The organism is Pseudomonas sp. N-137 (assembly GCF_034555295.1).
Lineage (GTDB): Bacteria > Pseudomonadota > Gammaproteobacteria > Pseudomonadales > Pseudomonadaceae > Aquipseudomonas > Aquipseudomonas rhizophila.
Genome location: NZ_JAXUDQ010000007.1, coordinates 214,128 through 239,302 on the forward strand (window position 1 = coordinate 214,128; position 25,175 = coordinate 239,302).

Genomic DNA, 25,175 nt, shown 5'->3' on the forward strand with positions numbered 1-25,175 from the left:
TTCCACTTTCCCACAGCTTGCGCCAGGAATTCTCACAATGAGCTTCGTCAGTCCCGACCTGATCCGCCAACGCTTCTCCAAGGCGATGTCCGACATGTACCGCGACGAGGTGCCGCTGTACGGGGCACTGATGAACCTGGTGGAACAGACCAATGCCCAGGTGCTGGTCAACGACCCGCACTTGGCCGAACACTTGCGCAGTACCGGTGAACTCCAGCGTCTGGACCTGGAGCGCCACGGCGCGATCCGTGTCGGCACCGCCGCAGAACTGGCAACCCTGGGGCGTCTGTTCGCGGTCATGGGCATGCACCCGGTGGGCTACTACGACCTCACGCCCGCCGGGGTGCCTGTGCATTCCACGGCATTTCGAGCCGTGCATGAAAGCGCCTTGCAGGTCAGCCCGTTCCGGGTGTTTACCTCGTTGCTGCGTCTGGAACTGATCGAAAACGCCGAGCTCCGGGCCTTTGCCGAATCGGTACTGAACAAGCGCCAGATCTTCACCTCCACGGCGCTCCAGCTCATCGACCTGGCCGAACGCCAAGGGGGTCTGACCGAACCACAGGCTGATGACTTCGTCCTGCAGGCCCTGGAAACCTTTCGCTGGCACCACAGCGCCACCGTCACGGCCGAGCAATATCGGCAACTGAGCGCCCAGCATCGGCTGATCGCCGACGTGGTGGCTTTCAAGGGCCCGCACATCAATCACCTGACGCCACGCACCCTGGACATCGACATCGTGCAGGCCCAGATGCCCGTGCACGGCATTACCCCGAAGGCAGTCGTCGAGGGCCCGCCTCGTCGGCATTGCCCGATCCTACTGCGGCAGACCAGCTTCAAGGCGCTCGACGAACCTGTAGCGTTCACCGACCAGCCCCAATCCCAAGGCAGCCACAGCGCCCGCTTCGGCGAAATCGAGCAACGGGGCGCCGCCCTCACCCCGAAAGGTCGCGCACTCTACGATCAGTTGCTGAACGCCGCTCGGGATGCGCTGGGGGAGTTTCCCAACGAAGCCAACGCCGAACGCTACAACGCACTGATGACCGAACATTTTGCCCAGTTCCCTGATAACCACGATGAGCTGCGTCGACAGGCATTGGCGTACTTTCGCTATTTCGTGACGTCAAAGGGCCTCGCTGCCAAAGGCACGATCAAGCAACCGGTCTCGCTGGAACGCTTGCTGGAAGCGCAATACCTGCGCGCCGAACCCCTGGTGTACGAGGACTTCCTGCCAGTGAGCGCCGCCGGCATCTTCCAGTCGAACCTCGGCGATGCCGCTCAAATTCACTACGTCGGACAGTCCAATCGCCAGGCATTCGAGCAAGCGCTGGGACAACCGACCATCGATGAGCTGCAGTTGTATGCCGAAACGCAACAGCGCTCGATGGATGAGTGCATGTCCGCCCTGGGAATGTAGGAAAAACCGGAAAGCCGAATGCGTAAGAAGTTGCGCATCCGGCTTGCCAACTACGCAACTCCCCGCGCGCATTCCTCTGTACCCGGAGCGCTCACGGACCGACACATGATCCTAACTTATTGATATACATAGTTTTTATAGAAGATGGCATAGCTCTTGATAACCGTCAGGCCACCTGGGGACGATTCCCTTCCCAGGTCCCTTTAGTTATCCCGCAAGGAGAGCATCCATTGGCTACCCCCGCTTACATGTCCATCGAAGGCACCAAACAAGGTCTGATCACTGCCGGCGCCTTTACGGCCGACTCGGTGGGCAACACCTACCAGGAAGGTCATGAAGATCAAGTCATGGTGCAAGGCTTCGAGCACCAGGTCATCATCCCCCGCGATCCTCAGTCGGGTCAGCCAACCGGCCAGCGCGTGCATAAACCCCTGGTCATCACCAAGGTGTTCGACAAGGCCTCGCCGCTGCTGCTGGCGGCCCTGACCTGCGGAGAACGCCTGACCAAAGTCGAGATCCAGTGGTACCGCACCTCGGCGGCCGGCACCCAGGAGCATTACTACACCACCACTCTGGAGGACGCGATCATCGTCGATATCAAGGACTACATGCTCAACTGCCAGGACCCGGCGAACGCGCACTTCACCCATCTGGAAGATGTGCACTTCACCTACCGCAAGATCACCTGGACCCACGAAGTCAGCGGCACGTCGGGCTCCGATGACTGGCGTTCACCGGTCGCTGGATAATCGTCGATAGATATTGATTCAGGATGGTGTTCGCCCAGTGCGACGGCCTCGGCATTCCATGCACTGGTAAAGAGCCTGACACTGGGCGAACGGGCATAATAATAGTGGAACTTGCAAAATATGTCCGGGAGCTTGTTTAAATAATTATTTATCTTTAGTCGTCATTATTAACGCCCAATCAATAACAGCTATACAAACAGCTATACAAAATCCAACAGCAGTATAAAAAAACATATCCGCTACGCCGAACAAGACCGGGCAAGTAAAGCAGCATTAACAAATGCGTTTTCAAGACCGCGCGGTCTATCAATCCTCAGCCCTGTTGCGCGGTCTTTTGTGCATCCGTCTCCCCCGCTTCAGTATCGCCTTCCTGCTGTTTGCGTTTAGCCGGATCGTTGGGGCGCAGGGCGTCGTTGTCACGCTCCACCTCACCCGGCATCGCCGGCTCGTCTGGATTGTGCGACGTTTGATCACTGGGTTTCATGGCGAACTCCTTGGTTTTTCGGGCCTGCGCGTCAGGCGTCAGGATCGGCGACTTCTTCAGCGACGTTGGCGTCGGGTGAACGATGGTGCAGTTGTTCGGCCTTGGCCTTGAGTTCCTGCCACTGTGCCAGGTCGATAGCGCCCTGGCCGAACAGGTCATCGGCCACCCGCATCAGCTCGGTGAAATGGACGTCGGGCGACTGCTGCCAGTAGGTCTTGTCGTCGAACAAGCGCTGCCAGTCGGCCAGCGAGGGAAGTGTGAGGTCATCACTCATGACGGACTCCTCAGAGGCATTCATAAGGTATGAGGGTCGACGTTCCCGGGGAGTTCCGGCAATTCTCAGTAGCCCGTCATTTCCAGGTAACCATTGCCGCCGTGGCTGCCGCTCAGGTGCACCGGCCCTTCCCAATAGGGAATGCGCAGGTTCATCCAGGCGTTGGGGTTCAAGGCATCGGTGGTGATGTCGAGTCGCTTGTCGGGGATTTTGATCGTCCAGCGCACCGGCATCGAGCGCCCGGCAACCACGGCGGTGTCCAGTGGTTCAAGGCTGATCTGCCCGGCATGCAGGGTCTGCGCCTGGCCTTGGGCATCGATCCAGGTGCCCGTGAGGTATGGCGCCCCCTCCTTGTGGCGCATGCGGTAGAGCATCACATGCTCGCCGCTGTCCAGGTGCAGGGAAAACCAGTCCCAGCCCGTCTGGTTCGCAGTCAGTGGCTGGCTGCTCCATTCGCGGTCGAGCCAGGCCGGGCCGCTGACCGTATAACGCTGGCCATCGATTTCCACATGGCCGCTGGCCTGGAAGAACGGTTGGCTGTAGTAGTACGACGCCTGGCCCTGTTCGGATTTCTGGCTGAACCCCTTATCGCCCTGTAGCACCAGCGGACGCGTCGACGTGAGGCGCAACTCATAACTGAAGTGTGGGCCACTGGCCTTGAGCTGCATGTCCGCCAATGGATCGGCCCCCGACGCTTGTGTAGCGAACCGCCAGTCATCGATCCAGGCGTCGAAAGGAGTCGTCTGCACCCCGGCCTGCCCCACTGCGCCCCGTGCATAGCGCTCGGCGGCATGGTGGACGGCGCTGGAAGTGACCGCGGCATGACCGAGCCAGATCGTCTGGTTGCGCCAGCCGCTGGCCTGGGGCGCGGCGTTCAGGGCGCTGCGAAACAGCGTCCATTGCACACCGTAATCGCGGCCCTCGGCATCCTTGAGATTGGCAGTGACGTACCACCACTCGATGCGAAATCCCTCATGAACACCATGATCGGCGGGAAAACTGAATACCCGCCCCGGCACCACGGGCGTGAATGCGCCGGCCTGCTCACCCAGGCCGGCGAAGCCCTTCGGCGGCGGTTGCCGGTTATCACAACCGCAGAGCAGTAGCGCTATCAGCATCAAGCCCAGTTTAATCTTCATGGGCAAAGGTCCTCAGCAAATCCGCCGGTTGCGTGCGGTACAACGCATACAGCGGCCAGGCCGATGCCAGCAGCGTGGCAAGCATCGCCAGGCCCAGCAACTGCGCCAATTGCCACGGGAATACCCGCAACGGCAGGCGCCAGCCGAAGGCCTGCACATTGATTACCGCGTCCAGGCACCAGGCCAAGGCGATGCCCAGTGGCAAGGCCAGTACCAGGGTCAATAGCGCCAACAGCCAGGTCTGGCCCAGATTGAGCAACATCAACTGCCGGCGCGTTACCCCCAGCGCCCACAGCGGCGCCAACTGGCCGAGGCGGCTTTGGCTCTGGGTCAGCAGGCTGATGAACAGCGCCACCCCGGCCACCGCCAGCGTCAGGCTATTGAGGGCCGCGGTGGCGGCGAAGGTGCGTTCGAATACTTGCGTCGACCAGCCCTTGAGCCGCGCCTGATCGACAACTCGGCTGTCATCCAGGCTGAACCGGGCCTGCAACGCCGTCAGCAACGCCGGGATCGCGGAGGGTTCGATGCGCAGGTTGAAGCGGTTCGGCGTCAGTTGCGGCCAATGCCGCAGCAAGTGGTCGGCATTGACCAGCACATGGCCCTTGGGGTTGCCGTAGTCGGCATAGATCCCGACGAGGCGCGGCGTCCAGGGTCCCTGGGGCGTCGGGATCGTCAATCGATCGCCAATATTCACGTTGAGACGCCGGGCCAGTTGTTCGCTGAGCATCAACGTGTCAGCCGCGGCCAGTTGCTCCCAAGGCTTGTCGGAAACCGACTCCAGCAACGGCCAATGCTGACGATAGGCGCTGTGATCGATGATGCCGTAGATGTCCGTCGGCCAGCCTTGCAAAGAGATCGAAACCTGCCAGTTGGGCAATATCGTGGTGATCGCCGGCTGCTCCTTGAGCCAGACGTGCAGCTCGCCCGCCTGGGCCGGGGTTTGCGGATTGATGTACAGCTCGGCGGTCAGACGTTGCTCGAGCCAGTCACTGAAGGTCTGGCGAAAACCTGCGGTCATGCTGCCGGCACCGATATTCGCCGCCAGAGCCAGTAGCAACGCCATCAGTGCCAGGCTCAGCGTCGGCAATTGCTGACGGCAGTCGGCGAGAAACCATTGCCCAAGTACCGAACGACTGCGGCGCAACAGCAACTTCAGCGTGCCACTGAGCAACACCGGTAAAGCCAGGGCAGCGCCCAGCAACAACGCCGTCATCAAGACAAAACCGCTGCCCAGGCTGTCACCCCAGATCAACGCCGATACCGCGAGCAACCCCGCCAATGTCGCCACCCACCCCTGGCGCCGCAGCCAGCGGGCATGGGCCTGATGCCAGGCCTGGGGATTGGCCAGCGCCAACAGCGGCAGGCGCGCCGCCCGCAGCAAACTGTCGGCGCCGGCCAGTAACGCACCGAGCAAGCCCAAGCCCACGCCGCTGAGCCACCACCACGGGCTGAGGTTCAGGTGGCCGGCCACTTCGGCGCCGTACAAGCCGCGCAGGCTCGCCGCGACATCGGGCAACAACAGACTCGCCAGCCAGTAGCCGCTGAGCACTCCTGCGATTGCGCCGAGCAAGGCCAAGGCGCCCAGTTCGAGGGCCAGACTGGTGACCAGCAACCGCGCACTGACGCCACAGGCCCGCAGGGTTCGCAGCAAGCTGCGGCGTTGTTCCAGCGCTAGGCCAATAGCGGCGTGAACGATGAACAACCCCACCACGAAGGACAGCACCCCCAAGGCGTCGAGGTTCAGGTGAAAGCTTTCGGTCAGGCGTGACAGATTGTTTTCTTCATCGGCGTGCTTGAACTGCAGCCGGCCGTTGAACGCCGTCGGCAAGGGCGCGTTGAACGTGGCAGGCAATAGCAAGCGCGACAGCTGGTCCGGCCGTCCAAGCACCTGCTGGGCGAAGCCGATGTCCATCAGCAGCACGCCGGGCGCCATGTCCGCCTGGACAAGCAACGGTGGCAGGGATTGTCCATCGACCGTCCGGGGCCGGTCACCCTCGCTCAGCCCCAAGGCCTGCAAGGTCTGCGCAGCGATCCAGGTGCGGCCAGGGTCAGTGAAAAACTCCACCACGTCTGCCATCTCCCGGACCTGCCCCGCCACTGCCGCTCCGGGGGGCAAAGACACCGGGTCGATGCCCATTAACTGCAGGCGCTGATCCTCGTGCCCCTGCAGCGTCACCCGAGCCTGCAACACGGGAGACACCGGCCATCCCAGGCGACGCAGATCGACAAACCATTGTTGGGTAAAGGTGCCGCCGCCGGGCGCACTGAGGCTGGCCTGGGGTTCGCCACCAATCAGTTGGCTGGCTCGAGCGTAACTGTCCCGGGCCTGACTGTTGAGCGCCTGCACGCCAGTGAGCAGGCTGGTGGCGAGCCAGAGCCCGGTCAGGACGCTGAAAAACTGCACCGGGTGCTGGCGCCAATGGCTGAGCAAGGCCTTGAGCGTCTGGCGAAGGATCATCACCCTTGGGCCACCTGCGCCAGACGTCCGCCTTGCAAGACCACTCGACGGCTCAGACGGGCCGCCACCCGGGGACTGTGGGTCACCATCAGCAGGCTCGTCGGGCTGCCGTCCAGCAACTCCAGCAACAGTTGCAGCACCTCGTCGCTGGTGGCTTCGTCGAGGCTGCCGGTGGGTTCGTCGGCCAGCAACAAGGGCGGCCGGGAGGCCAGTGCCCGCCCCAATGCCACCCGTTGCTGCTGGCCGCCGGACAGTTGTTCGGGATAGCGGTGCAGCAGTTGCGAAAGGCCGAGCCGTTGCACCAGATGGGTCTGCCAGGCAGGGTCATAGCGACCGCACAGACGCGCCTGGAACGCCAGATTATCCTCCACCGGCAAGCTACTGATGAGGTTGAACTGCTGGAACACCAGGCCGATCTGTGTACGTCGCCAGCTTGCCAGTTGGCTTTCGCTCATGCCGTCGAGCCTACGCTCGCCAAAGCGAATGCTGCCACGGTCGACCTTGTCCAGACCGGCAACCAGATGCAGCAAGGTGCTTTTCCCGCTGCCGGACTCACCCATCAGTGCCAGGCTGTCGCCAGGGGCCAACGTCAGGTCGATACCCTGCAGCACCGGCAATGGCCCTTGCGGCGTGGCATAGCTCTTAAATACGTAGCGAACTTCAAGCATGAAAAGGCTCATGGGTAAACGTGAGGCTCAGGATAGCGGAGTTGGGTGACGGGCAGACCAAGGATGCGCTCAGGCGACGGGCAAACACCGCTGGTCGTCTGCCCCGCCTGGTTTTGCCCGACGCCTTGCAAAGCATAAATTTCCAGCTATCAATCAATGACTAATACGGGCCGTTTACATGCAGTCGGCCAATTCGTCATAAACATGACGCACCTGGATTGCCTCCTATTCAAGGACGATCGCCGACATGCCTCAAACAAAATATCGCCTCGATATCGATGGGCTTCGCTGTATTGCAGTGCTGGCCGTACTCATCCATCACCTCAACGCCGACCTGCTGCCAGGCGGGTTCGTGGGGGTCGATATTTTTTTCGTCATCTCGGGTTTCCTCATCACTTCCCAGATGTTTTCCGAGATCAAAGGCAACAGCTTTTCGCTCAAGCGCTTTTATCAGCGGCGCATCAATCGCATCGTGCCCGCACTGGTCACTGTGTTGTTGGCGAGCGTGATCGCAGGGGCCTTCATCCTTTCCCCCGCCGACCTGACGCGGCTCAACGTCAGTGCGCTGTTCTCCCTGCTGGGGGTCTCGAATATCTATATCTGGATGAAGTACGGCAACTATTTCGCCGCCGATGCCAGCGAAGCGCCGCTGCTGCATACCTGGTCCCTGGGGATTGAAGAGCAGTTCTACGTGATCTGGCCGCTGCTGATCCTGGTGCTCTATCGCCTGACGCCGCGTTATGTCCTGCCGGTGCTGGCCGTCGGTATCGTGGCGGCGGTGGGGCTTTCCGAATACGCCACGAACGTCTTCGCCACGGCCTCCTATTACCTGCTGCCCACACGGTTTTTCGAGCTGATGCTAGGCGGAGCACTGGGTATCTATCTTTATCAGCCACGTACACTCGGCAGGATAGAAGTGCTGGCCTATAGAGCGGCGGGGTATGGGCTGATTGGTTTTTCCTTGTTTGCCCTGAGCCGGGACACCCCCTTCCCCGGCGTCAATGCGTTGATACCTTGCCTGGGCGCGGCGCTGCTGATTCTGGCCGGCAGCGGTGGAGCTCGCTCCCGCCTGCTGACCAGCCGACCCATGGTGTTCATAGGCCTGATTTCCTATTCGCTGTATTTATGGCACTGGCCGTTGATTGCCTACCTGAATTACCTGGGCATCGAGATAACCCTTTCTGTGGGCATGTCACTGGTGCTGGTGTCGATTCTGTTGTCCTGGTGGTCCTGGCGGTATGTCGAAATTCCCTTTCGGCGCACTGGCGCGCAATTGCAGTTTCCCCGAGTACTGGTCCGCCGATTCATAGCCCCGGCCCTGGGGCTGGCCGTCCTGGCGACCTTGAGCCTGCAATGGAACGGCTTCCCACAGCGTTTTGCGCCTGAAGTGTCGAGGCTCGAGGCCATGGCACTGAGCAAACCGAACAGGCTTCGCAGCGGTTGCCATATGCCCAGTGCGCGGTACAGCGCCGAACCTGATCCGGATTGCCAGCTCGGTGCACACAAGGAGCAACTGGACGGAATGATGGTGGGTGACTCGTTCGCCAATCATTTCACGGGCATGGTCGATATCCTGGCCAAACCCAACGGCATCAGATTAATGGACTACACACTGGACGCCTGCCCGCCGATTTTCGGCTATGCCACCGAGGTGTCCGAGGCGTATGGCGACCGTTGCATGGCGCGCAACGACCGGGTGTTCGAGCTGATCAAGCAGAACCACTACCCATACGTCGTGCTGGCCGGCGCCTGGCCCAAGGATGCGGCGGCCGCGCACATTATCGAAGCGAGCATCAAGCACGTGGCGAACAACACCGGCCAGGTCATCGTGATTCTGCGCAACCAGAACATCGACAATGCAGCGACCTGCCCCGTGCGCCGCTTGATGTTCGGCACCGATCGCTCATGCTCGGCCCCGCTGGACGTCACCGCGCCGTATTGGGAGGGGATACGCGCCAGACTGCCCCAGGTGCGCTTTATCGACCCCAATCAAGTGATCTGCCCAGCGGGGCTATGCAGCCCGATCATGGACGGGCAGTTGCTGTACCGCGATGACGCACACTTGAATGACGTGGGCTCACGCTTCATCGGCCGCACATTGCGCGAGCTGGGATTCTCCCTACTGCACGACCCGGCCCGACTCGGCCCGATCGCCACAACCCAGTGAGCCCCCTCCCCGCAGGTTTGTGGGGTATGCAAGTTCTGCGGACAACTCGGACTACTGTGGGAGATTCTATGCTGCAAGCCCACCCACCGCCTTCGCGAGCAGGCTCGCTCCCACAGGGGATTTGCGGAGGCATGCAAGGCCTGCGGACAACTCGGACTACTGTGGGAGCGAGCCTGCTCGCGATGACGGCGGCACTTTCAACATCGACCCCGCCTGCCCCGCCGCCATCTCGGCCTGAACCGGACCTGGTGTGACAATGTGCTTGAGGTCGATGTGTTTCCATTCAGGCATCGCCCCCAGCCGCGCATTGAAGCGGTAGTTGAAGGTAAAGGCGTCTTCGGTCGGCTGGCTCAGGGATTTCCCATAGGTCGCTTCAACACCGGCCGGGTCGTACCCCATCAACTGCAACAGCGTCGGGAAGATGTTGTAGTGGCTGGAGCGGTCCTTGTTCTGTGCCCATGCCCGCTGCCAATCCAGGGTCTGCAAGCGCGCGCCTTCTATGACCACCAGCGGCACAAGCCCTTCCTCCGCCACCGGGTCACCGCCGCAGTGGGTATTGAGCCCAGGGTTGCCGCGCTCGTGAAGGTCCTGGCCGTGGTCGGAGGTGTAGATCAGCACGGCGTTGCCTAAATCGGCCTGCTGGAAGATCCGCCTGAAGAACTCTCCGACATTCCACAGCAAAGTGTTCTGGTAGGCATTGCGGTACAGCTCCCAGTCATGGGTCCGGCCATCAAAACCGTCACGCTGGCCGGTATCGGCGACTTCGAGAAAGCGCCCACGCGGCAGTGCGGGACGATAGCTCATGAACTCATCCGGGTATTTGTCGTGCACGGGAAAATGCGCACCGAGCTTGTTCACCACCACCAGCTCGGCCCGGTCATTGCCCAGCCGCTCGATCAGTTGCGCGGCAACCGCCATGTCTCGCTCGAACACCGGGGTGCGGTCGAACTGCACGAAGTCGTCGATATCGTTTTTTTCAGTGTCGGTCATCAGGTTCTGAAGGTGACCACCGGTACGCTGGGCGTCGATATAGACCGTGCGCAACCCGGCGTTTTTTGCATACTGCCAGATCGACGGCAACGTGCTGTTGATGCGCACGTAATCGGCCCGGGTGCCGCCGTAACGCAAGGTGACGTTGGTGTCGGCGCTGCAGTTGGCAATGGAAGCCGCGTAACCGAAATTGACCACCTGCACCCCATCGGGCGGGGTCTTGAGGCCGGTGTGCACGCCGAACGGCGTATTGATATCCAGATAATTCCCAGCGACGCTTTCATCGATAATCAGCACAATATCATGCTCGATCGGCGATGTTGGCCGCGTCAGGCGGATCGGCTCCCGAGGACCGACGGTGTTGTGCAGGGCTTCGTAAACGAACAGATTCAGATAGGCCAGCGGTGTGTACATCACCGGCAACCCCCGTGCGCCCTCGCCCGCCCGGACGAACAGAACACCACTGAGCAACAACACGCCCACCACAGGTGCGGCGATTGGCAAATAACCGGGCAATGACACCGACCGCCGAGGCTTGAGACCCAGTCCCAGCAGCAGCAACAGGCCACCGGTGGCGGCGCTGACAATCACTTCGCGGTACTGCGAAGCCGCCTCCCCGATAAAACCACCCGAATACACCAGCGACACAAACTGGCTGTACGTCAGATAGCTATCGGTCACCCTCGTGTAAACCTCGAAAAACACCGCCGAACCAAACATCGCCAGGGCAAACAGGTGGCGCACGGAGGTCTGGCGGATGTACGCACTCATCCACAGCGCCACCACCAACACCACGAACATCGCGCCGAACAGCAACGTGGCAAATCCCAAACCCAAGGCATTCAGACGATCAAGGTAATAGTCATATCCCCTGATCAAGTACAGCACCAGCAACAGTTCCTTGAGGTATCGGAGCATGTGTTTCTCGGCGATAGGGCGGCGTTGGATAGAGGGTCGTTTTCTGCACGTTAGCAGCGGCTTTGCAAAGCGCAAGAAAAGGGACGAACGGCCAATGCGTCAAAAAAAAGTTAGCCCAAAAATGACACACTTGAAGCCAGTTAAACGTAAAAATCTATGGATAAATACCGTTCATCGCCTAGTTAAAAGCCGTTACAGCCCTTTAAAAACGGCACTTTTCTAAACCAGTCAATGACTTGATATCAAAAGGCCAAGTTCTGTCGAGTTTGCCAACAGTGACAACTGTCATTTTGCTGACACGCTTTTCTGAAGCTGCGCTATACCCCTCTAAACAGTTTCATCCGAGTTACATCAACCGTCTTGCGAGGCACGCCAAAAATGGATGTGAGCGTATTTGGTACGGGGTATGTGGGATTGATTCAAGCGGCTGCGTTGGCCGACGTCGGTCACCGTGTTTTGTGCATCGACATTGACCCCAACAAGATCCGTCAGCTGCAGCAAGCGGTGCCACCGATCAGCGAGCCTGGGTTGTCCGAACTGCTCGAAGAGAACATCAAGAGTGGCCGGCTGCTGTTCAGTGATCAGGCCAGCGATGCGGTCAATCACGGCGAACTGATTTTCATCGCCGTCGGCACGCCAGCCGATGAAGACGGTTCGGCAGACCTGAGCCATGTACTGGCGGTCACCCGCCAGATCGCTGACTTCATGGACAGCGACCGCACCTTGATCATCAAGTCCACGGTGCCGGTCGGCACCGCCGACAAGGTCGCCGAATGTGCCCATCAGGCATTGGCTCGCCGGGGCCTGCAACAGCTGAACGTGCGAGTGGTGTCCAACCCCGAGTTTCTCAAGGAAGGCAGCGCCCTGGCCGACTGCATGCGCCCGGACCGGATCATCATCGGCACCGCCGACCCGCTGGCCCGCGATCAGATGAGCGAGCTGTACGCGCCCTTTTGCCGTAACCGCGAAAAGCTGATGTTCATGGACAACCGCAGCGCCGAACTGACCAAGTACGCGGCCAACGCCATGCTCGCCACCCGCATCAGCTTCATGAACGAACTGGCCAATCTCACCGAAAGGCTGGGCGCCGACATCGAAGCGGTACGCAAGGGCATCGGTTCGGACCCTCGTATCGGCTATCACTTCATCTACCCCGGATGCGGCTTCGGCGGTTCATGCTTTCCCAAGGACCTGCGCGCCCTGCTGCATACCGCCGAACAGAGCGGCATGCCCCTGCGCCTGCTGCGCAGTGTCACCGACGTCAACGACAGCCAGCGACACATTCTCTTCGAGAAACTGACGCAACAGTTCTCCGGCGGCCTGGCCGGCAAGTCGATTGCGATTTGGGGCCTGGCTTTCAAACCCAACACCGATGACATGCGCGAAGCCCCCAGCCGCTACCTGATGGAAGCGCTGTGGCGCGAAGGCGCTCGGGTCCATGCCTACGACCCGGAAGCCATGTCCGAATGCCGCCGCCTCTACGGCTACCGCAAAGACCTGAACCTGTGCGCCACCCGCGACGACACCCTGGAGGATGCAGACGCCCTGGTGATCTGCACCGAGTGGAAGAACTTCCGGGTCGTGGATTTCGCTCTGTTGGCCAACAAGTTGCGCGCCCGGGTCATCATCGATGGCCGCAACCTGTACAACCCCGAACATCTGGCCGCCGCCGGCCTCTTGTATCGCGGCATCGGATTGCGTCACACCGTGCCCAGCAGCCTGACCCAGGGGCCACGGGCATGAACATTCTGGTGACCGGCGCGGCCGGTTTCATCGGCGCCCATTGCGTGCTGCGGCTGCTGCGCGACGGCCATCAGGTGTGGGGGCTGGACAATTTCAACGACTACTACGACCCGCAGCTCAAGCACGACCGCGTGGCGTGGGTGAAGGACCAGGCGGGGGACTTTGCGTTGGCCCGGGTGGACCTGACCGACGCCTCGGCTATCGATGAGTTGTTCCAGTCACACCGCCCCGACGTGGTGATTCATCTCGCCGCCCAAGCCGGCGTGCGTTATTCCCTGGAGAATCCACGGGCCTACGTCGACAGCAACCTCAGCGGGTTCCTGAACATTCTGGAAAGCTGCCGTCGCCATCCGGTCAAGCACCTGATCTACGCCTCCTCAAGCTCCGTGTATGGCGCCAACCAGCGCACACCTTACTCAGTACAGGACGGCGTGGACCATCCGCTGTCGCTGTATGCGGCCAGCAAGAAAGCCAACGAGTTGATGGCCCACAGTTACAGCCATCTGTTTGGCATCCCGTGCACCGGCCTGCGGTTTTTCACGGTGTACGGCCCCTGGGGCCGGCCGGACATGTCGCCGATCCAGTTCGCCCGCGCCATCGCCGAAGGCCGCGTGTTGCAGTTGTTCAACCATGGCGAGCACCAGCGCGATTTCACCTACATCGACGACATCGTCGAAAGCATCGCCCGGCTGATCGAACGCCCGCCCCATGCCACGCCACAGTGGGATCGCGATCAACCGGACCCGGCCACCAGCGCAGCGCCCTGGCGGATCTACAACATCGGCGGGCAGCACCCGGTAGCGCTGCGCACCTATGTGGCATTGCTGGAAAAGCACTTGGGGCAAACCGCCCGGATCGAACTGCTGCCCCTGCAACCAGGGGACGTGTTGAACACCTGCGCCGATGCCAGCGGCCTGGCGCGGGCCACCGGTTTTCAGCCGCGCATCGAGCTGGACGAGGGCCTGGGGCGCTTCATTGCCTGGTTCCTCGATTACTACGCCCTGCCTATCGCCGACACCGCTTGCAGCCCAACGCATGCGACCAACCTTCAGCGGAGGAGTCTATGACCCGACATGAGCAATGCATCCCTATCACCGCCCGCGGGGGCGACAAGCGTGTCGATCCCGAACACCGCCGACGCCTGGACGCGGCCATCCATCGTCAGGGCCGCGGCTGGCTGACTGGTCGCGACGGCGGTCGACCCTGGACGGTCTCGCGCACCAATCGGGTGGTGGCCTGTCTCGGCGCGCTGTCGATCCTGGTACTGCTCAGCCCGCTGCTGCTGGGCCTGGCCCTGCTGATCAAGTTCTCAAGCCCCGGTCCAGTGCTGTTTGTGCAGAAACGCACCGGATACCGCGGTCGGGTCTTTGGCATGTACAAGTTCCGCACCATGGTTGCTGATGCCGAGGCGCTCAAAGAATCACTGCGCCACCTCAACAAGCACGGCGCCGATGCCATCGACTTCAAGATCGACAACGACCCGCGCATCACCCCCGTCGGCCGGTTCCTGCGACGCAGCAGCCTCGACGAGTTACCCAACCTGATCAATGTGGTGACCGGCGACATGCGCCTGGTCGGCCCGCGGCCGACCTCGTTCAACGCCTACCGCTACAAGGACAACCATCTTGTCCGCCTGAGCATCTACCCCGGCCTGACCGGCCTGTGGCAGATCTCCGGGCGCAGCAACATCGACTTCGACCAGCGCGTGGAACTGGACCTCAGCTACATCGCCGAACAAAGCCTGTTGCTGGACTTGAAGATCCTGATGATCACCCCTTTCAAAGTTTTCAGCGGCCACGGAGCGAGTTAAATGGACGGTTCAACCAATATCCTGAGCATCGCAAGCCCGAGCGAGACCAACCTGACCTCAACCGTGCTTGACCCATCCATACGGATTCTGCTTCTGACGGCCGCCAACACCGGCACCGGAACCAGTACCAGTGCCATGGCCCTGGCCGCTCAACTGGCGCAGATGAGCAGCGGCCGCGTACTGCTGGTGGACGCCAGCCAGTCGCCGCGCAACCTCAGCCAGCAATTGTCGCTGCACAAGGAGCGCGGCTTCAGCGACCTGCTGTTCAACAGCCTCGCACCGCCCTTGTTGCAGGACTGCGTGGTGCAGACCTCCAGCTTGCCCTTCGACGTGCTGCCCAACGGTCGTCTGGGGCGTAATGCCGAGCGCCTGAACCCCGAGCAGCTTCGCCCGCTGTTCAAGCAACTGGCCGGGCAGTATCGCTTTGTGGTGATCGACGCTGACGCGGTGTACTCGGCCTGCGACACCCTGGTCATGAGCACCCAGGTGGACGGTGTGGTGCTGGTGGTGCGCGGTGAAGACACCCGCTGGGAGGTGGCCCAGGCCGCTCGCCTGCGTCTGACCCAGGCCGGCGCCAAGGTGGTGGGCAGCGTGTTCAACCGCCGCAAGTACTACATGCCCAAGTGGCTCTACAACAACCTGTAAGCCTGCAAAAAGGATGACGAGATGAACGCCAGATTGCTTGTCCTGCTGCTGTTGCCGCTTGCCGGTTGCACCAGCCACACCGAAACCCGCTCCATGCCGGTGCAGATCCTTACGGCGGCACCGGCCAACGCCCAGGCCACCGACATGCCCCGGGTCGAACAGACCCTGCGTCCCCAGGATGTGCTGGATGTGATCTTTCACATCAGCACCAGCGGGCCGGATGCCTACCGGGTCCAGCCGGGTGACCAGGTGGCCTTGAACTTCACCGCCGCCAGCCAGCTCAACGGCGCACAACAGGTAATGCCCGACGGCAGTATCGAACTGCCGGGGGCCAACACCTCGGTAAAAATCGCCGGGCTGACCACGGACGAAGCACGCCTGGAGGTACAGCGTGCCTATGACCGCAAAATGCTGTTCCAGCCCAACCGCAATCAATTGACGGTGCATGTCACCAGCCCGTTGAGCAACGAGACAAAACTGCGCAACACCCTGACCCACCCGGGCACCGGCATGAGTCGGGAGATCACCGTGGGCCGGGATGGTTACGCAAGCTTCCCCGAAATCGGTGCCGTGCCGCTGCAAGGCATGACCGTCAATCAACTGGAAACCTACCTTAACGAGCGCTACGCCCAATTGCCGGGGCGCATGTCCGTCGATGTGCTGCTCAAATCCACCGCTGGCAACGAGATCTATGTCCTCGGGGAAGTGGCCCAGCCCGGTTCCTACCCGATCCGCCGGCCGATCTCGGTCCTCGAGGCCCTGACCCTGGCCCGTGGCACCAACGTCAAGGCCCGACTCGACTCGGTGGTGATCATGCGCCGCAACGGCAATCAGGTCGAAGCCCGCCACTATGACGTGGAAAAAGCCCTGAGCGGTGACGCCTCGCAGATCGCCTACCTGCAGCCCGAAGACATGCTTTTCGTGCCCAAGACCGGGCTGGCCAAAGCCGGTGAAATGGCTCGGCAACTGGCCGACGTGGTGCTGTTCCAGGGCATGGGAGTCAGCTTCGGCTACCGCCTTGACAGCAAAGGCGACAACGGCAGGTCCAACACTTCTGCAGCAGGTAATTGATCATGAATCCCAAGGAAAACTATCTGCATGAGTTCTTCAGGATTTTCTTCGCCAACAAGCAGTGGGTGAAGCGCGTCTTCCTGATCTTCGCCGTGATCGCCCTGGCGCTGCCGTTGATGCTCAAACAGAGCTTCGACATCACCGCCCAGGTCATCGTCCAGTCGAAAAAACTCTCCCAGGGCGACGCCACCACGTCGCTGAACCAGGAAGACGCCACCTTCATTCCACCGTCCCTGGCGGACATGGAAACCGAGAGCAATATCCTGCGCTCGCCGGCCCTGATCCGGCAGACCATCAGCACCCTGCGCGACCAGGGCGAGTACACCCCTAGCCCCGGCATCTTCAACAAATGGGTGAGCGAGCCGCTCAAGCACTATGTCACCACGCCGCTGCGCGAGTACGTCGTCAACCCGCTGCGCGACGGCCTGGGGCTGGAAGTCGATCCGGTGCGAGATACCACGCTCGACATGCTGACCGACGAAGCCATCGCCAACCTGAAAATCGAAACCCTGCCAGGCTCCAACGTCATCTCCATCGTCTACAGCTTCGGCGACCCGGCCCAGGGCACCCGGTTCGTGGCGCAACTGCTGGAGAACTACCTCTCCGGTCGCCAGGACCTGCAATCGATCGAGCTGCCGCAAGCCTTCTATGAGCAGAAGAAAACCCAGTACCAGACTCGCCTCGACGGACTGGAGGGCACCCGCCTGGCGCTGCTTGAAGACGTCAGCTCCTCCGATCCCAAAGAGGAGATCACCTTCCGCCTGAACGCCATCAACACCGAAGAACAGGCCTTGAACCTGTACCGCGATCGTCTGCTGCAAAGCCAACGCTGGCTGGATTACCTCAAGACCAGCCTGGCAGCGGCGAACAACTCACGGTTCAACGACTACACCTTCCCGTTCACCTTCACCACCACCATGGACAACATCGCCTTCGAAGACCGGGAAATCAAACAACTGGGCGAGCAACTGACCACTCAGGTCAGCCGCTACATGAATGATCTGGCGATCTTCCAGCCCGGCAGCGAGCCGATGCTGTTGACTCGGGAGCAGATCGCGCGCACCCGCCAGCAGTTTCTCAAAGTGGTGAGCAACCGCATCCAGGAACGCACCAACGACCTGGCAGTCGTCAGCTCGGTGATCGACCAGAAAACCGCGCGCATCGCCGAGTTCAAGGAGCGTATCCATCAGTTGCAGCAAACCCAGAGCAAGCTGCGGCAGATGGACACCGAGATCAATGCCCTGCATGCGGCATTTTCCACCTACGCCCAGCGGTTCGCCGAGAGCAGCACCGCCCGCGCGCTGGACAACGACCTGTCCAATGCTCGCGTCCTCAGCCCGCCGTTCGAACCGACCGCCCCGGCGTTTCCCAAGCCGATGCTGATTATTGCGTTCGGTCTGTTCAGCGGCTTGCTCCTGGCGATCGCCCTGGTCTATGTGCGTGAGTTCTTCGACCATCGCTTCAAGCACCCTGCCCAGATTACCCAGCAACTGGATGTACCGGTGTTGCTGGTGATCAACGAGCAGAACCCCGAACAGGTCAACCCGCACCGCAATTGGAGCCTGCCCAGCCTTGTCCATTGGGTGCGCAATTGAACGCGCCGATTGGCCCGACCTGCCGCAGCAGCGCCCTGCCGATCATTCATTTGCTCGACAGCGGCGGCTTCTACGGGGCCGAGCGGATGTTGCTCGATCATTGCCTGGCCACGCCAGGGCAGCACCAGGTGCTGTTCCTGGCGGCGCCGCCGACCTTGATCACGCGCTTTCGCCAGGCCGGGGTCGATTGCCGCCACTGCGCCAGTTGGGCCGAGCTGTTGCAGCACCTGCGCCAGCGACGGGACGAGCAGCCGCTGATCAACACCCATAACTTCAAGGGCCTGCTGTTCGGCTGGGCTGCGGCCACGCTGCTGCGCTTGCCCCTGGTCATCACTCAGCACGGCTTTACGCCTCGCAGCACCAAGCAACGGTTCTACACGTGGCTGAGCCTGCAACTGTGCCGCACCGCCTCGGTCAAGCGCGTGGTCTGCGTGGCCGAAAGCATTGCCGTGCTGCACCGCCAGGCCAGCGTGCGCGCGGAAAAACTCGACGTGATCCCCAACGGCCTGCCGTCGATCACAGCACCGCTGCCTCATCGTGACGACCGGCTGCGCTGGCGGGTCGGCTACGTCGGTCGCTTGAGCCACGAGAAAGGCCCGGACCTGTTCCTCGACGCCATGATCCCCCTGTGCCAGCGGCATGCATCGCTGCACGCGGTGATGCTCGGCGACGGCCCGGAACGTCAGGCCTTGCTCAAGCGCATTACCGACGCGGGCCTACCTACTCGCATCGAGCTGCCCGGCTATCAGACCGACATGAACCCCTGGTGGAGTCAGCTCGACGCGCTGGTCATCAGTTCGCGCACCGAAGGCACGCCGATGATTCTGCTCGAAGCGATGCAGGCCGGAGTGCCGGTGGTGGCGTTCGGTGTGGGGGGCATTCCCGATGTGCTGCAGGACCGTCACAACGGCCTGCTCGCGACGCCGGCCGACAGCGCCGAACTAGCGCGGCAGATCGAAACACTGTTTGGCGAACCGCCCCTGGCGCGGATTCTGGCCGATAACGCGCGCCGCACCCAACGGGACCGTTATGACCTGCGCGCCCTGGCCGAACGCTGGTCGCAGCTCTATATCCGCACGGCACGGGAGGCTCGTCCATGATTGTCCCGCTCTCGATCGTCAGTCTGCTGGGCCTGGTTTGCCTGGCGTTGCTGGCCAGCCCCTATCCCTTCCTGGCGCCGGGAGCGGTGCTCGGCCTGGTGGGCGTCGCCGTGCTGTACCGCAAACCCGGCTGGGGCTTGCTGGGCATTGCGGCGCTGGTGCCGTTCGAAGGTCTGTTCAAGGAGAATGCTTTTTCGGGCAGCAAATTCTTCGGCGTGGCGCTGATTCTGATCCTGATGCTGCAACTGGCCCTGCGCCAGATTCCCTCATCACGCTTGCGCAGCAATATCTGGCGGCCGCTGATCGCCTTCATGATGCTCTATGGCCTGAGCCTGATGCTGTCGCAGAACCTGGGCCTGTCCATGACCCATCTGCGCGAACTGATGGTAGGGCTGATTCTGTTCGTGATTACCCTGCTGATCGGGCGCGAGCTGAACCTGGACCTGTTCTGCCGACTGATGACCCTGAGCGTGACCACCACCTGCGTGCTGGCAATGTTTTCGGTCAAATACCAGGACCAGGGCCGCGCATCCGGCCTGCTGGAAGACCCGAACGCCTTTGCCCTGTTGATCGCCTTTACCGTGCCGATGGCGTTGTTGCTGGTGTTGCGCAGCCCGAACCTGCTGCACCGATTGTTCTGGGGTGGCTGTTTCATCCTGCTGCTGGGCGGCATGACCAAGACCGAATCGCGCTCGGGGCTGGTGGTGCTGTTGCTTAGCCTGGTGATTGGTCTCTATCACTATCGTGCCCAAATGCCGCGCATCCGCCCGCGACACCTGGGCTTCGCCATGCTCGGGCTGGCGATCCTGATTCCCTTGGTGATTGCGGTGATGCCGGCCGGCTACGTGGCGCGCATCCAGTCGCTGAGCATCCTCAGCGCCGGCGCCAGTGCCCACAAAGACGAATCCCTGGGCCGTCGTGCCTCGTACATCGTGGTCGGCAGCAAAATGATCCGCGAGAACCCGGTGCTGGGCAGCGGCCCGGGCACGTTCCCGCTGCACTACGCCCCCACGGGCTACGCCAAGGCGTTCTCGGCCAATCGCAAGCTGGGGGATCTGTATCGCCGGGCCCACAACACTTACCTGGAAATCTTCAGCGAGATCGGCATCCCTGGCGGGCTGATGTTCGTCGGCATGATCGGCCTGGGCCTCTACAACCTGTGGCGCGCCCGCCAGCTCTGGTTGCAACGTCGGGACTGGGTGCAGGCGGACCTGCTGACGCACCTGGGCATGAGTTTCCTGTCGCTGGCGCTGTTTTTGATGTTCCTCAGCGCCCCCAACCATAAGTTGCTGTGGATCATGCTCGCCATCACCAGCGTGTTGCGCTACGACGCCGAACAGGCAACACCGCAGGAGGCCCGTCCATGAGCCGCATCAGCATTGTGATCCCGATGTTCAACGAGGCCCGACACATTGGCCGTACGTTGCTGGCGGCGCAGGAAGCCGCTCGCCAGGCGCAACTGGACTGTGAGTTGATCGTGGTGGACAACGGCTCGGACGATCATGGGCCGCGCATTGCCAACGAACTGGGGGCGCGCGTGCTGATCGTGCCCGGCGTGCACATCGGCGCCCTGCGCAACCGCGGTGCGGCCATCGCCCATGGGGAATGGCTGGCGTTCATCGACGCCGACATCGAGATGCCGGCCAACTGGCTCAAGCTGCTGCTGGAACTCCAAGGCCAGGGCGATGTGCTGGGCCTGGACCTGGACACCCCCGCTCAGGCGCCTTGGTTCGCTCAAGCCTGGCAACGCCGCAGCCAACGCCCAGGCTCGCGTCCCTTGCACCGGGTGCAGTGGCTGCCCAGCGCCAACCTGTTGTTGCGTCGCCAGTGGTTTGAGCAGGTCGGGGGGTTCGACGAAACCCTGCGCACGGGCGAAGACAAGGATTTTTCCCTGCGCCTGCGCAACGCCGGGGCGCAGTTGCTGCTGGTCAATGAAAACGTGGCCCTGCATTGGGGTTACGAAGGCAGTTGGCGGGAGTGGATGAGCAAGGAACTGTGGCGCCAGGGCAGCCATTTGCAGTTGCTGCGCAGCCATGGGCCGAGTCTGCGCCTGCTGCGTTTTCCGGCGCTGTCCATCGGTGCCTGGGGCCTGGACTTTCTGGCGTTGGTCGCTCTGTTCCAGGGCCAGCCGCGCATCGCGCTGATGCTGCTGTTGCTGACCTCTCTGCCCGCGTTGTTCCTCAGTCTGCGTCAAAGCGGGCGTGACCTGCGCCTGACGCTGCAACTGTGGGCCTTGCACGGGGTGCGCTTGCACCTGACCGGCGCCGCATTGCTTCTCAACCTATGTCATTGGAACGTCAGGAGACCTGCCCGTGGCTGAATTTCTTTACTGGTCGTGCCTGTTGCTGCCGGTGTACGCCTACCTCGGTTATCCGTTGATGCTGAGCCTGCTGGCGCCACTTTTTCCGCTCCGGCGCTACGGGCCGGCGTTGCCGATGGACGTCAGCATTGTCATTGCCGCCCACAACGAGGCACGGCACATCGAAGAGAAACTGCGCACCTTGCTGGCCCAGGACTACCCGGCGCGCTCGCTGCAAATCATCCTGGCCAGCGACGGCTCCACCGACGACACAGTGGCCTGCGCTCGGCGGGTCATCGACCCGCGCATCACCGTGCTCGACCTGCCGCGCCAGGGCAAGGCCGCCGCCCTGAATACCGGCGTGGCCCACAGCACTGGAGAGATCCTGGTGTTCACCGACGCCGACAACCAATGGGCCGCCGATACCCTTGGCCACCTGTTGGCCCCGCTGGGCGATCCGCAAGTCGGCGCCTGTGCCGGGCATATGGAAATCCCCGTGCCGGGCAAGGGCCTGAGCCTGGGCGATAGCCTGTATCGGCACTACGAAGGCTGGCTGCGTCAGGTAGAGAGCCGCACAGGTTGCATGGTCTCGGCCGACGGCGCCTTGCTGGCCCTGCGGCGCGAACTGTTTGAACCCATACCGGCGCAGGTCAACGACGACTTCTTCCTCAGCACCTGTGCGCCGGCGGCGGGCAAGTCCATCGTGTATGCGCCACTGGCCCGGGTCACCGACCAGGGCGTGGACGAAGCCGACAAACAGTTTCGCCGTCGCCAGCGGGTCACCGTTGGCGGCCTGCAAAGCCTGGCCCAGCGTCGGCAGTTGCTCAACCCTCTTCGTCACGGGCTCTACGCCATCGGCCTGATCAGTCACAAACTGATCCGCCGTCTGGCGCCGGTGTTGCTATTGCCGCTGCTGCTGAGCAACGCCTGGCTGTGGAATGAACATCTGTTCTATCGCCTGAGCCTGGTGGCGCAACTGCTCGGCTACGCCATTGCAATGATCGGCTTACTGGACGTAGGCCACCGATTGCCCAGGCCCTTTCGCCTGGCGGCGTTCGTGCTGGTGACGCTGGCGGGCATGAGCATCGGGCTGTGGCAGTTTCTGCGAGGTCATCGTTATAGCCAATGGAACCCCGAGCAGAACCGCTAAGGAGACGGCCCATGTCCATCAAACAAGTCTGCAAGCGCACCGGCGGCTGGCTGTACCTGAACACGTCCCTGGGCCGTGGTCCGTTGCGTGGCGCCGGCGTGATTCTGATGCTGCACCGGGTCCTTAACAATGACCGCGCCGCCGAGCTGCCCCATCGCAACGAATTGTGCGTGGGACCTGAGGCTTTCGAGCGCTTGCTGATCTGGCTGCAACGCTATTTCGAATGCGTGCCCTTGATGAGCCTGCTACTGGCCGATCCTGAAAGCGTCCCAAATCGCCCGCGAGTGGCGCTGACCTTCGACGACGGCTGGCGCGACAACGCGATGAATGCCTTTCCTTTGCTGCGCCAATACCAGGTGCCGGCGAGTATTTTCCTGTCCACCGACTTCATCGGCAGCCGCCAGCACTTCTGGTGGGAAAGCATCGGCGAAACCCTGTGGGGCAGCCATGGCCAAGTGGCGCGACACTCGTTGATCGAGCATTTGCAGCACGCCGGCCGGCCATTGCCGGTGATGCTCGATGACTTGGATGAGCAGCGCCGCAGCCTGTCGCTGATGCACTATCTGCAGAGCCTCAAGAGCCTTGACCCGCAGGTCTTGAACGACCTCACCGACGCCTGTCCCACGGGCGCCCAGCCCCAGGCCCTGGACTGGTTCCAGGTACGAATGCTGGAAGATTCCGGGCTCATCCGCTTCGGCCCCCACGGTGCCAGCCACGCGATTCTCACCGCGCTGGATGATCAGCGTCTGCACGAAGAGCTGAGCCGCAGTCGGGCTGCCCTGGAGAACGGTTGCGCCCAGCCGCTGCCGGTGTATTGCTACCCCAACGGCGATCACGATGAGCGCGTGCGTCAACAGGTGGCAGCCCACGGTTTCCCATTTGCCCTGGGCACCGAAACCGGCTTGTATCGCACCGACGGCGATCCATTGAACCTGCCACGCTTCGGCGTCAGCCAACGCAATGCCCAGCACCCTGAATTGCTGGCCTGGCGCATTCGCCGGGGGACACGCCCATGAGCCGCGGCCACTACCTCAAGCACTTGGCGCTGAGCATGGGCACGCGCCTGGCGATGATCGGCCTGCGCCTGCTGCGCAATGTGCTGCTGGCGCGGATCCTGGGGCCCAGTGAACGCGGGCTGTTCGCCCTGCTAAGCACCCTGCCGGACCTGATCAGCGCCGTCACCAGTGGCGGCTTGAATTCGGCCGTGGGCTATCAAGCGGCTCAACAACGCTCGATGGGCCTGCTGCTCAGCCAGGTGCTGGTCTTCGGCTGCCTGTTGGCCGGGTTATTGACGGTGCTGGTGGTGGCACTGGTGCGCGAATTCGGCGGCGAACTGGACATCACCACACAGTTGGGACTGTTGGCGTGGCTGCTGCTGTTGGCCGTGCCGTTGACCGTGCTCAAGAGCGGCCTGCTGACACTGCACAATGCGTCCGGCGGCGTTGGCGCCTTCAATGCCCTGCGGCTGATGGAATCCCTGGCGCCGCTGTTGCTGTTTCTGGCGCTGTTCTGGATGTGGAAAGACACCGCCCTGGAGGCCGCACTGATCAGTTGGCTGGCGGGTCTGAGCCTGGTGGTATTGGCCGGTTGGGTCTGGCTGCGGCGGGACCACAGGTTCACCCTGCAATGGGATCGCTCCAACCAGAAGGAGCTGTTGCGCTACGGTGCCCGCAGCCACCCCGATTTACTGTTCCAGCAAGTGGTACTGCGCTCGGACTACCTGTTCATCGGCGCCCTGCTGGGCAGCACTGCCCTGGGCCATTACGCCATGGCCAGCGCCGCCGCCGAACTGCTGCTGATTGTGCCTGAGGCGGTCACCACGCCGCTGATGAAGCGTTTGTTGCAGCAGGACTCCGACATGAAACGCCTGACGCCTCTGGCCCTGCGCCTGACCGCCACGGTCATGCTCGGCGCCTGCCTGGGCATGGCACTGATTGGTGAATGGCTGATCGTCACGCTGTTCGGCGCGGCCTACCAACCAGCCTATCCCGCCTTGCTGGCGCTGCTGCCGGGGCTGTTCGGATTGTGCTACGCGAGCATCCTGCGCCTGGATCTGCTGGGCAAGAACCGGCCCGGCACGGTTTCACTGCTGATGGGTGTGGGAGCGTTATTGAACCTGGCATTGAACCTGATCCTGATTCCGCGTTACGGCATCGTCGGGGCCGCCGCGGCGTCTTCGATCGCCTATATGGCCGTGACCGTCGCGCTACTGACGATGTACTGCCGCCTCAGTGGCGTGGCGCTATGGCAGACGCTGATCATCCTGCCCAGTGACCTGCTGCCAATGCGGCAGATGCTGATGGGGAAATCCGCATGAACGCCGTCGTCAGGCAGATCGTCATCGCGAGCAGGCTCGCTCCCACAGTGGCTCGCCGCCGAACACAAGAGCTGCGGCCGCTACACCTCCAATGTGGGAGCGAGCCTGCTCGCGATGGGGTCGGCCCGGAGCTTATGCAAACCCCTCAGATCGGGTATCTCCTGCCCGGGGACACCCTGTTTTG

The 25,175-nt window shown here is 62.0% G+C and carries 21 protein-coding genes; 15 read left to right on the top strand and 6 right to left on the bottom strand.

What is annotated here, in order from left to right; translation table 11 throughout:
• The first annotated feature begins 37 nt into the window (after positions 1-37).
• Both T3A99_RS07075 and T3A99_RS07080 read left to right on the top strand, forming a co-directional pair.
• Complete coding sequence (locus T3A99_RS07075; RefSeq protein ID WP_322834157.1) at positions 38-1,414, top strand: VOC family protein; 1,377 nt, start codon at positions 38-40, stop codon at positions 1,412-1,414.
• A 230-nt stretch (positions 1,415-1,644) separates the two neighbouring features.
• Positions 1,645-2,163, top strand: a complete 519-nt coding sequence (locus T3A99_RS07080) for an Hcp family type VI secretion system effector (protein WP_047228526.1) — start codon at positions 1,645-1,647, stop codon at positions 2,161-2,163.
• A gap of 313 nt (positions 2,164-2,476) precedes the next feature.
• On the opposite strand, the gene T3A99_RS07085 is transcribed toward T3A99_RS07080, so the two are convergent.
• From T3A99_RS07085 to T3A99_RS07105, 5 genes are all read right to left on the bottom strand, one after another.
• Positions 2,477-2,647, bottom strand: a complete 171-nt coding sequence (locus T3A99_RS07085; protein WP_322834158.1) for a hypothetical protein — start codon at positions 2,645-2,647, stop codon at positions 2,477-2,479.
• A gap of 31 nt (positions 2,648-2,678) precedes the next feature.
• Positions 2,679-2,921, bottom strand: coding sequence for a hypothetical protein (locus T3A99_RS07090; RefSeq protein ID WP_047228527.1), 243 nt, complete (start codon positions 2,919-2,921; stop codon positions 2,679-2,681).
• Positions 2,922-2,986: 65 nt separating this feature from the next.
• A complete protein-coding gene (locus T3A99_RS07095) occupies positions 2,987-4,060 on the bottom strand; it encodes a lipocalin-like domain-containing protein (RefSeq protein ID WP_322834159.1) in 1,074 nt (357 codons plus the stop codon).
• Positions 4,050-6,518 (bottom strand): ABC transporter permease, encoded by a 2,469-nt coding sequence (locus T3A99_RS07100; RefSeq protein ID WP_322834192.1) that lies wholly within the window; start codon positions 6,516-6,518, stop codon positions 4,050-4,052. Before T3A99_RS07100 ends, T3A99_RS07095 begins: the two co-directional genes overlap by 11 nt.
• Complete coding sequence (locus T3A99_RS07105; protein ID WP_322834160.1) at positions 6,518-7,186, bottom strand: ABC transporter ATP-binding protein; 669 nt, start codon at positions 7,184-7,186, stop codon at positions 6,518-6,520. Before T3A99_RS07105 ends, T3A99_RS07100 begins: the two co-directional genes overlap by 1 nt.
• A gap of 247 nt (positions 7,187-7,433) precedes the next feature.
• On the opposite strand from T3A99_RS07105, the gene T3A99_RS07110 reads away from it, so the two are divergent.
• Positions 7,434-9,353 carry an acyltransferase family protein gene (locus T3A99_RS07110; RefSeq protein ID WP_322834161.1) on the top strand — a complete coding sequence of 640 codons (1,920 nt, stop codon included), beginning with the start codon at positions 7,434-7,436 and terminating at the stop codon, positions 9,351-9,353.
• A 156-nt stretch (positions 9,354-9,509) separates the two neighbouring features.
• Here T3A99_RS07110 and T3A99_RS07115 read toward each other — a convergent pair whose 3' ends face one another.
• Positions 9,510-11,261 carry a sulfatase-like hydrolase/transferase gene (locus tag T3A99_RS07115; RefSeq protein ID WP_274090738.1) on the bottom strand — a complete coding sequence of 584 codons (1,752 nt, stop codon included), beginning with the start codon at positions 11,259-11,261 and terminating at the stop codon, positions 9,510-9,512.
• Positions 11,262-11,639: 378 nt separating this feature from the next.
• Here T3A99_RS07115 and T3A99_RS07120 point away from each other — a divergent pair, with 378 nt between their 5' ends.
• Genes T3A99_RS07120 through T3A99_RS07175 form a run of 12 tightly spaced genes read left to right on the top strand, consistent with a single transcriptional unit; the run spans position 11,640 to position 24,991 of the window.
• The gene (locus T3A99_RS07120; RefSeq protein ID WP_047228533.1) at positions 11,640-13,004 is read left to right on the top strand and encodes a UDP-glucose dehydrogenase family protein; all 1,365 of its coding nucleotides are present in this window, start codon (positions 11,640-11,642) and stop codon (positions 13,002-13,004) included.
• Positions 13,001-14,071 (top strand): NAD-dependent epimerase, encoded by a 1,071-nt coding sequence (locus tag T3A99_RS07125; protein ID WP_107322257.1) that lies wholly within the window; start codon positions 13,001-13,003, stop codon positions 14,069-14,071. Before T3A99_RS07120 ends, T3A99_RS07125 begins: the two co-directional genes overlap by 4 nt.
• Entirely contained in the window at positions 14,068-14,814 is a 747-nt protein-coding gene (locus T3A99_RS07130) for a sugar transferase (RefSeq protein WP_047228535.1), read from the top strand. The genes T3A99_RS07125 and T3A99_RS07130 overlap by 4 nt, the downstream gene beginning before the upstream one ends.
• Positions 14,815-15,459: a CpsD/CapB family tyrosine-protein kinase gene (locus T3A99_RS07135; protein ID WP_047228536.1), complete on the top strand. Its 645-nt coding sequence runs from the start codon at positions 14,815-14,817 to the stop codon at positions 15,457-15,459.
• A gap of 21 nt (positions 15,460-15,480) precedes the next feature.
• Positions 15,481-16,530, top strand: a complete 1,050-nt coding sequence (locus T3A99_RS07140; protein WP_047228537.1) for a polysaccharide biosynthesis/export family protein — start codon at positions 15,481-15,483, stop codon at positions 16,528-16,530.
• A gap of 2 nt (positions 16,531-16,532) precedes the next feature.
• Positions 16,533-18,125, top strand: a complete 1,593-nt coding sequence (locus T3A99_RS07145; protein WP_047228538.1) for a GumC family protein — start codon at positions 16,533-16,535, stop codon at positions 18,123-18,125.
• Positions 18,122-19,225, top strand: a complete 1,104-nt coding sequence (locus T3A99_RS07150) for a glycosyltransferase family 4 protein (protein WP_160891309.1) — start codon at positions 18,122-18,124, stop codon at positions 19,223-19,225. The genes T3A99_RS07145 and T3A99_RS07150 overlap by 4 nt, the downstream gene beginning before the upstream one ends.
• Positions 19,222-20,592: an O-antigen ligase family protein gene (locus T3A99_RS07155; protein ID WP_274090739.1), complete on the top strand. Its 1,371-nt coding sequence runs from the start codon at positions 19,222-19,224 to the stop codon at positions 20,590-20,592. The genes T3A99_RS07150 and T3A99_RS07155 overlap by 4 nt, the downstream gene beginning before the upstream one ends.
• Positions 20,589-21,545, top strand: a complete 957-nt coding sequence (locus T3A99_RS07160; protein WP_047228541.1) for a glycosyltransferase — start codon at positions 20,589-20,591, stop codon at positions 21,543-21,545. Before T3A99_RS07155 ends, T3A99_RS07160 begins: the two co-directional genes overlap by 4 nt.
• Complete coding sequence (locus T3A99_RS07165; RefSeq protein WP_047228542.1) at positions 21,538-22,674, top strand: glycosyltransferase family 2 protein; 1,137 nt, start codon at positions 21,538-21,540, stop codon at positions 22,672-22,674. The genes T3A99_RS07160 and T3A99_RS07165 overlap by 8 nt, the downstream gene beginning before the upstream one ends.
• 11 nt (positions 22,675-22,685) lie before the next feature.
• Positions 22,686-23,690, top strand: coding sequence for a polysaccharide deacetylase family protein (locus T3A99_RS07170; RefSeq protein WP_107322255.1), 1,005 nt, complete (start codon positions 22,686-22,688; stop codon positions 23,688-23,690).
• The gene (locus tag T3A99_RS07175; RefSeq protein WP_076383945.1) at positions 23,687-24,991 is read left to right on the top strand and encodes a lipopolysaccharide biosynthesis protein; all 1,305 of its coding nucleotides are present in this window, start codon (positions 23,687-23,689) and stop codon (positions 24,989-24,991) included. The genes T3A99_RS07170 and T3A99_RS07175 overlap by 4 nt, the downstream gene beginning before the upstream one ends.
• Positions 24,992-25,175: the final 184 nt, after the last annotated feature.